The sequence below is a fragment of the Nitrosospira sp. CT genome (assembly GCF_059489795.1).
On record NZ_JCAHZJ010000064.1, the window covers coordinates 25,427 to 32,378 of the forward strand.

At 54.4% G+C, this 6,952-nt stretch carries 7 protein-coding genes and 2 pseudogenes; 7 read left to right on the forward strand and 2 right to left on the reverse strand.

The features are described from left to right. Position 1: 1 nt before the first annotated feature. Genes AC52W5_RS11030 through AC52W5_RS11055 form a run of 6 tightly spaced genes read left to right on the forward strand, consistent with a single transcriptional unit; the run spans position 2 to position 4,661 of the window. A complete protein-coding gene (locus tag AC52W5_RS11030) occupies positions 2-523 on the forward strand; it encodes a conjugal transfer lipoprotein TrbH (protein WP_495671038.1) in 522 nt (173 codons plus the stop codon). Between the two features lies 1 nt (position 524). Continuing rightward, on the forward strand, positions 525-1,862 hold the full coding sequence (locus AC52W5_RS11035) for a TrbI/VirB10 family protein (RefSeq protein WP_495671039.1): 1,338 nt from the start codon (positions 525-527) through the stop codon (positions 1,860-1,862). Then, the gene (gene trbJ, locus AC52W5_RS11040; RefSeq protein WP_495671040.1) at positions 1,843-2,646 is read left to right on the forward strand and encodes a P-type conjugative transfer protein TrbJ; all 804 of its coding nucleotides are present in this window, start codon (positions 1,843-1,845) and stop codon (positions 2,644-2,646) included. The genes AC52W5_RS11035 and trbJ overlap by 20 nt, the downstream gene beginning before the upstream one ends. Positions 2,647-2,655: 9 nt before the next feature. Then, complete coding sequence (gene trbK / locus AC52W5_RS11045) at positions 2,656-2,865, forward strand: entry exclusion lipoprotein TrbK (RefSeq protein WP_074775920.1); 210 nt, start codon at positions 2,656-2,658, stop codon at positions 2,863-2,865. A 5-nt stretch (positions 2,866-2,870) separates the two neighbouring features. Then, positions 2,871-4,193 (forward strand): P-type conjugative transfer protein TrbL, encoded by a 1,323-nt coding sequence (trbL, locus tag AC52W5_RS11050; protein WP_495671041.1) that lies wholly within the window; start codon positions 2,871-2,873, stop codon positions 4,191-4,193. Positions 4,194-4,208: 15 nt separating this feature from the next. Beyond that, on the forward strand, positions 4,209-4,661 hold the full coding sequence (locus AC52W5_RS11055; RefSeq protein WP_495671043.1) for a transglycosylase SLT domain-containing protein: 453 nt from the start codon (positions 4,209-4,211) through the stop codon (positions 4,659-4,661). Positions 4,662-4,971: 310 nt separating this feature from the next. On the opposite strand, the gene AC52W5_RS11060 is transcribed toward AC52W5_RS11055, so the two are convergent. Next, positions 4,972-5,421: a hypothetical protein gene (locus AC52W5_RS11060; RefSeq protein WP_495671044.1), complete on the reverse strand. Its 450-nt coding sequence runs from the start codon at positions 5,419-5,421 to the stop codon at positions 4,972-4,974. Between the two features lie 831 nt (positions 5,422-6,252). Further along, positions 6,253-6,447, reverse strand: a pseudogene (locus tag AC52W5_RS11065) (CFI-box-CTERM domain-containing protein); the annotation flags it as partial. 125 nt (positions 6,448-6,572) lie between these two features. Here AC52W5_RS11065 and AC52W5_RS11070 point away from each other — a divergent pair. Continuing rightward, positions 6,573-6,833, forward strand: a pseudogene (locus AC52W5_RS11070) (helix-turn-helix domain-containing protein); the annotation flags it as partial. Positions 6,834-6,952 lie beyond the last annotated feature (119 nt).

Genomic DNA, 6,952 nt, shown 5'->3' on the forward strand with positions numbered 1-6,952 from the left:
TATGCGGCACCTTGCATTGTTCCTCTGCCTTGTTCTTGCCGGTTGCGCCAGCCTGGAGGAGACCCGGCAGCAAAACCGCAACGGCCTTGCTGACGACAGGATCGCACTGGATGCCACCAATCAACTCGTGAGGCTCTATCCACCCGCGAAAACGCAATTCAACCTGATCGTGACTGAGCCGAAGGACTTCGGGCAGGTGCTCGCGGCAAAGCTGCGCGCGAGAGGCTACGCGGTTTCGGAAACCGTGAAGACAAAGAGAGTTTTGTTTGCAGACACATTCGCCGGATTCCAGCAGAAGCCAGGCGGACAATCGGATGAGCCCCAAGCCCAGGGCATGACAGCTCCAGCGACCCCAGCGGCAGCAGGGCAGGGCACAGAGCTCTCCTATGCGCTCGATACTCCGGAGCACGGTTCGCTCTACACCATCACATTGAAGGTGGGTAACAGTTATCTCTCGCGCGCCTATCTTCCGGATGCCAGGGGTGTCGCGGCTGCGGGAGCCTGGACTTACAGGGGGCAATAACATGGGGGGCAATGATATGAGCAATCCCATGTCTCCCTCCGCTTCCCCGAATCGGCTGCAGACAAAATGGGGCGTGCGCCGCGCCAACGACCTGCCACTCTACCTGCTGGGAGTGGCCGCCGCCATCTTCCTCATTGTCATTGGGCTCGTTGCGATGGATCGGGCAAAGACCAAGCACAGGGAAGAGACCGCGAAGACCACCGCAGGCAGCAATGCCGCCATGTTCGCCAATGAAATCGCAGGGGAGCAAAAGGGCGGGATGATCCCGGCAGTCGAGCCGGTAATCCATGAGAACAGCTATCCGGAGAATCCGAATCCGACACCCATGCACGCCAGTCTGCCTTCGGCAAGGCACCCTGCAACTCCCGAGACGCAGGAAATGCAGCGTATCCGGCAGCTTAAAGTGCAGCAGTTCGAGGAAGCTTTGAGGGCGAAAACAGGGGTGCAAATCCAGAGGCGCGCATCGCAGGATGCGGCCAAGACGCAAACCGCTCCGGTCTCGAACACCGATCCCACGGCAGTATACAAGGAGCGCCTGGCCCAGCTCAAAGGCGCCGGACTCATCGGGCACGATGATGTTGAGGATGCCTCACAAGCCCAGCAGGAGCGCTCGCTGCGCAACGATATCGGTGTATTCGACAACAGGGAAGGGGGAGACCGGTGGAAACTCGATTCCAGGCCCACGCCGCCGCGCTCGCCTTATGCCGTGCTCACCACCTCCGTCATCCCGGCAACCCTGATCACCGGCATCAATTCCTCCCTGCCGGGCAAGATCTTCGGGCAGGTAAGCCAGGACGTGTTCGATACCGCCACCGGAAAATACCTCCTGATCCCGCAAGGCACCAAACTGGAAGGGGAGTATTCGAGCGAAGTGGCCTACGGCCAGGCAAGCGTGCTGGTGGCATGGCAGAGGATGGTTTTTCCGGATGGGAAGACCATGGATATTGGTGCCATGCCCGGTTCAACCGGAGCAGGTTATGCCGGTTTTACCGACCAGGTGAACAACCACTATGCGCGGCTCTTTGGCACGGCGCTCCTGATGTCCGCCATCTCGGCAGGGGTGGCCTTGAGCCAGAGCAGGAACCAGATCGCGGGCACGTTTGGGGCGCCCACGACCAGCAGCGTGTTGAGTGCCACCTTGGGTCAGCAGCTGGGGCGCGTGATCACGCAGATGATCTCGAAGAACCTGAATATTGCGCCAACGCTTGAAATCCGACCCGGATACCGCTTCAACGTCACGGTGACGAAGGACATGGTCCTTGCCCGGCCGTACCAGGCTTTCGATTACAGGGGAGCAAACCTGAATGGAAATACGCCGAATGAAAATACGAATGGTTAAGCCAATGAACAGGCATGCATGCTACACAATTCGGGCGATCACCATTGCAGCAGTGATCACAGGGCTGTCCGCTTTGCCGACAGAGACACTTCATGCTGGTGGTATTGCGGTGTTCGACGCCGCGAACATGCAGCAGAATGTGATTTCGGCAATCGAGGGCGTGAACCAGACCATGAAGATGGTCGAGCAGTACCAGCTGCAGCTTCTTCAATATGAAAACATGCTGCGAAACTCGGTGGCTCCCACCGCCTATGTCTGGAACCAGGCGCAGATGACTACCATGCGCCTGATGGGTGCCATGAACACTCTGCAGTACTACCGCAACCAGGCAGGCAGCCTCGATGGCTACCTGCTGCGCTACCAGAACCCGTCCTACTACATGAATTCGCCCTGTTTCGGGCCGAACGGTTGTACAGTGGAAGAGCGCACGAGCCTGGAGACTAACCGTCGCAATAATGCCGACGGCGAGAAGATGGCGAATGATGCAATGATTCGCAGCCTTGAGCTGCAGGAGCTGGAACTACAGGCGGATGCGGCAAGGCTCGAGCAATTGCAGAGGAACGCCGAGGATGCGCCAGGACAGATGGCGGCGATCCAGGCCGCGAACCAGCTTGCGAGCAACCAGGCAAGCCAGCTCATGCAAATCCGGGCGCTCTTGATTGCACAGCAGAATGCCGAGGCGGCACGCCAGGCGAGGATTGCGGACATCGAGGCGCAGCAGGCAGCTGCGGCAGTACAGGCGCGGCGGGGTACCTTTCAAAAGAGTCCGCCACGTGAATGGTAAGGAGAGGATATGAAAGTAAAAGCATTAAGCATCATTTTGATGAGTATTTTGTTGTCGGCTTGTAATGGTGGCGAGCCATCGGAGAGCCCAAAAATCAAGAATCCTACCTGTGAGGATCTGGGAAAAATTACTGATGAAGCAGAACATAAGGCTTTGCTCGCAAAATGTCCCGATTATCTTCCTGGGGGTACAAAAAAAAGCCCTCCACGTGAATGGTGATTAATATGAGAACACCGAGTAGAGTTGGACTGCCTTTCTTGTTGTTCTTCTTAGTGTTTACCCTATTCTCGGCCCAAGCCCACGCGGAAATCGCAAATATAAGCGTCCTGGATAACATCCTGGATCGTTATCATACGGCCGCATCGGCATGGCAAACTGTTATCACCGAACGTGCCAGTTGGTTGTTCTGGCTGTTGGTAACAATCAGCATGGTCTGGACTTTCGGCCTGATGGCATTGCGCCGGGCAGACATAGGCGAATTCTTCGCCGAGTTTCTCCGCTTCACGATCTTTACCGGCTTCTTCTGGTGGCTGCTTATCAACGGACCTGCTTTCGCCACCTCGATCATTGCCTCGCTCAAGCAGATTGGTTCCGAGGCCAGCGGACTCCGCGGGATGGGATCTCCGTCCAGCATTGTGGATATCGGTTTCGATATCTTTTATCGGGCGTTAGATCAATCTACGCTTAGCTTGCCTGTTGATAGCATGAGCGGCATCATCATGGCGGCAATTATCCTCATCATCCTGGCGCTGATTAGCGTCAACATGGTGCTGCTCCTGGTATCCGGTTGGATACTCGCTTATGCCGGCATCTTCTTCCTCGGATTCGGTGGGGCGCGCTGGACTTCCGAGATCGCGATCAACTACTACCGAACGGTCCTGGGGGTGGCGATATCGCTCTTTGCCATGGTGCTGCTGGTTGGCATCGGCAAGACCTTTCTGGATGATTATTATATTCAGATGAGTGGCGGTCTCAGTCTCAAGGAAATGAGTGTTCTGATGGTGATTTCCATCGTGCTGCTCGTGCTGGTCGACAAGATTCCGCCCATGCTAAGCAGCATTGTAGGCGGTGGGACAGGGGGGATAGGTAACCTGGGTGCCGGCACCGCGATTGCCGCGGCCGCAACCGCGACCGGCGTCGCGACCGGCATGATGATGGCGTCAGCTGCCAATGCGGCAGGTGGAGCATCCGCCATCAAGGCCGCGTTCGATGCGGCTCACGCCAGCATGGAAGGCGGCATGGGCATGTTCGCTGAAGAGCAGCCCAGGCAGGACACGCCCTTGGGCGGACTCGCCCAGGCAATGGGCACGCCATCGCGCTTTGTGGCCGAAATGGGGTCCCACCTCGCTCGTGGAGGGATGGAGGCGGTGAAAAGCAGTATTGCCTCGCCAGGCGGGCGCGTTGCCCAAACCCCCGGCGGAAAAGTTGCATCGGCCATTCGCTCCAAAATTCCAGAACCGGAATTCAAGGGCAATGCCTTCGCTGGATCGACGGAGACTAAGCTCGACGCCGAAGCGGAAGCAGCTGCTTTCCGGGACAGCAAGTAACAGGGCAGGAGAGTGATGGACCTGCCCCCCGATTTGCCGGAGCGTGTCGCCTGCTCGATCGAAGCTGCCGTGAAATACGAAGTCCCAGCAAACATCCTTCTCGCCGTGGCCGAGAAGGAAGGAGGCCGGCCGGGTCAATGGGTGCGAAACACAAATGACACCTACGATATCGGCCCGATGCAGTTCAATACCGCGTATCTTTCCGGCTTGGCCAAGTACGGCATCAGGCCCGAGCATGTGGCGCAATCAGGTTGTTATTCCTATGTGCTCGCTGCCTGGCGTATCCACATGCACATCCGCAATGACCGGGGCGATCTTTGGACTAGGGTAGCCAACTACCACTCGTACACGCCTCATCTCAACGCCACCTACCGGGCAGACCTCGTGCGAAGGGCCGCACGATGGGAAAAGTGGCTCAATTCCCGCTTTGCCACGAGAGAAGTAACCTTTGAGATGGACAAGCGATAGCAATGTGGATGATCGGCACAGCCGATCGTCCGGCAGCACTAGCTTGGCCCATGGACAACCCTGCTGGAAAACCTGATGGACGAATAAAACACCGTCCACGAGGTTTCCCACAGGGATTGCCCACAGGCTTCCCGGACTTCATCCATATACATAATCTTCCTGACGCGGCCAGAGGCCTTGCCCAATTTAATTAGGGGGAATTTTCTTTCAAAACTCCTTTCCACCTTTTAATTGAACGCTCATATCCAGCGGTAGGTGTACCTACGTCCAATTCTCAGCTCAGGTATAAGATTTAAAGTGAAAATCAGTTTTACTGTGCTCGGGCCGCCCAAGCATGGAGAAAGCGAGGAATATGTTTATCTTCAATATTGGCCAATCGAAAGACTTCAACTAGCATTCCTTCTGCTGCAGACATCGCATTCTTGGCGCTTTCGTATGACAGCGCATCGTATTCCGTAGTGTCAGCAAGGCCGTGAATAGAGATATCGCCATGCTCGAAAGTCTCGTGTGAACTGGTAAAGTGCACAATGGAGTTTCGAAGAGCCTTAACTTGCATGAACTCCTTACCAGACCCTGAAGTGAAGTCTATTTCTCGATGCAGATAGCGTTTCGGCCACCTACGAAGCTTTCCTTCCAAAGAGACAGGGCGAGGCTGAGAAAGATCTTTAAGGAATGCATTCCTTTCCTCTTGAGAATGGCATTCTTCAACTCTTACCCGGAACCAGAGGTTTAGAAATACTTCGACCGCGTTTACTGCCATTATTACCGACAGTGCAGCAGTTTGGCGTCGCTGTGGGTCAGATTCGGCGTTCTTAGTATTCTGAACAAGTCGTCGAAGAGAGTCGAAGTATTCATATACCACACGATTGGGTGTAGATAGGGATGTGGTCATGTGTCCTTAACCGTGAGGTGGAATGAAGAAAGACTACGGTTTAATTTGGAGGGCCAGGTACTGAACACCTAGGCGCCACTTGGATTGCTCCAGGTATCATTGCGAATTTTCCGCTGGGCGGATCGCCGCACTCTACTCTTCAGGGACTCATAGGACTCGTCAAATGTACCGAGTTCCCGATGGCAACTTTCACATTGAAAGGTGATCCCGATCCACCGCCAAGAATGGGCTGGGGTGATTGGGGAAGACCTGAAAATCACAATAGGGGCAGAAAGTGTATACATTAATCATCTCGTTTTCGTAATAGCGCCATCGCCAACGAAGACCAAAGAATTCATCGGATAAATAGGTTTGCCAATCCGGTTTGGCTAACTCAGATGGATTCAGCAACAGCCATAGCAGGATAGGTCCCAAGAGGACAGTTGGTAGCGTCAACAACACAAGGAGGCCAAGGAGCCAGTTTCGGACGGCCGTAGTTCCAGTTGCGAGAGCGACTGCTTGTGTCCAATAGTCCTCGATCGCGTTCCACCAACCCAATAGAAACGCTACAGCAACTCCCCAATGGTAATGATTGCGGTGGAGATGACTTTGCTCCAAACAGGGTCATTCCAGATCTTCTTGAACATAGCAGGAGAATGAGGGAATTAACCTTATGGAGTGCGAATTTCTGGTGAAGGGGAGGGGTCGGTACTTTTTGCTTTAACTGAATCGGCTTTTTAAAAGAATTACAATGCCGGAAATTACTTTTCTAGAAATAAGACGGAGAACAGGTGATTTAGCTACGGTGTTTGCCAACTTTGGACCAGTAATCCAGTACCATTGGATGAAAGCTCGTCCAGAGCGACATTTGGCTAAGTAGCCATCGCGAAAAGCACGGAGAAACATTACGTTAGGGTGATTAGGTGTAGTAGTTCAGATTTAATCGGACAGTAGGGCCTTGCGAAAAGCGGGGTTACCCGGTTTGATAGAGGTGCGAATCTTTATCAAATTGAGCGCTGAAAGCGCAAAGGAGTAACCCCATGAGTAGTGTTCAACAAAACGTTATCAAGCACAAGGTAGGGCTGCTTAATCTGGCAGCCGAGCTTGGCAATGTATCGCGCGCCTGCAAGCTGATGGGCTTTTCCCGGGATACCTTCTATCGGTATCAGTCAGCGATGGAAAATGGCGGTATCGATGCCCTGATTGATGCCACCCGCAAAAAGCCTAATCCCAAGAACCGAGTTGAAGAGGCAGTCGAGCTGGCAGTGGCTGCATTTGCTCTTGAGCAGCCTGCGTTCGGGTGGAGTTGCCCCTATTAAACCGGACAGGATGCGGTTAGTAACTGGCTGCGGATGAATTGTCTTGGCGACTTCATCTTGAGCCCCTTGTGAGGATGATATTCATTGTAATCCTCGAACCA